We start from the raw sequence: 1,239 nt of genomic DNA on the forward strand, positions 1-1,239 counted from the left end.
GCGCCGTGCCCGTGGACGTGGGGGGGGTGGGCGGCACGAAACCCCCGACCCCCGTGCCGCCCGCCGCGGACGAGTCCGCCCGGGTGGAGCGTGTCGCCCGCGGGACCTCCGGCGGGCGCCGCGGCCTCGCGGGCGGCGGCGCCGCCCGCACGCTCGGCCTCGTCATCGCCCTCGCGGCGATCTGCCTGGTCGGCTACATCACCGCCGGCAGCCGGTTCGCCAGCATCGACAACGCGCTGGTCATCCTCGGCCTGGCGTCGATCATCGGCGTGCTGAGCATCGGCATGACCTTCGTGATCACGGCGGGCGGCATCGACCTGTCGGTCGGGTCGGTGCTCGGCCTGGCGTCGGTGTGGGCCACGACTCTGGCGACCCAGACCATGGCCGACCAGTACGGCTGGATCGTCATGGTGCTCTGCGCGCTGGCGGTCGGCACGGCAGCCGGAGTGGTCAACGGCGTCCTCATCGCCTACGGGCGGGTGGTCGCGTTCATCGCCACGCTGGCCATGCTGGTGGCCGCGCGCGGCCTGGCCGAGCTGATCGCCCAGCGCCGCACGCAGCTGGTGAACGTGGCGTCGTTCGAGGACACGTTCCGCGGCGACCTGCTGGGCGTGCCGAAGATCGTGTGGATCTTCGCGGTGGTCGCGGTCGCGGGCTGGTTCCTGCTCAACCGCACCACGTTCGGCCGCCGCACCGTCGCCGTCGGCGGCAACCCCGAGGCCGCGCGTCTGGCGGGCATCGCGGTCAAGCGGCACACGATGTACCTGTACGCGCTGGCCGGGCTCGCCGCCGGCATCGCCGCGGTCATGATGCTGGGCCGCACCGGCGCGGGGTCGTCGACCAACGGCCTCTACTACGAGCTGGACGCGATCGCCGCGGTCGTCGTCGGCGGGACGCTGCTGTCCGGCGGCCGGGGCACGATCGTCGGCACGGTGCTCGGCGTCCTCATCTTCGCGACGCTGACGAACGTGTTCGTCCAGAACAACCTCGACTCGTCGGTCCAGCAGATCGCGAAGGGAGCGATCATCGTCGTCGCCGTCCTGCTGCAGCAGCGCTTCACCTCGCGCCCCGGGCGCACCTGACCACCCCCACGCACCACCCCCACGCGATCGGGTCCGTCCCCCCCCCACCCCCCCCCCATCCCCCACCACCCCCGGCAAAGTGGAAGGGGTTACCAATTACACCCCCCCCACCCCCCGCCCGCGCGGCCCCCTCCCCCCCCCCGGGGCCCGGCGGGGC

1 protein-coding gene is annotated in these 1,239 nt (G+C 73.7%); it reads left to right on the forward strand.

From position 1 onward, the window contains the following. Nucleotides 1-5: 5 nt before the first annotated feature. Nucleotides 6-1,082: an ABC transporter permease gene (locus tag MHY85_RS21050; protein WP_374234279.1), complete on the forward strand. Its 1,077-nt coding sequence runs from the start codon at nucleotides 6-8 to the stop codon at nucleotides 1,080-1,082. Nucleotides 1,083-1,239 lie beyond the last annotated feature (157 nt).

The organism is Cellulomonas sp. ACRRI, from assembly GCF_022346185.1.
In the GTDB taxonomy this organism is placed as follows: domain Bacteria; phylum Actinomycetota; class Actinomycetes; order Actinomycetales; family Cellulomonadaceae; genus Cellulomonas.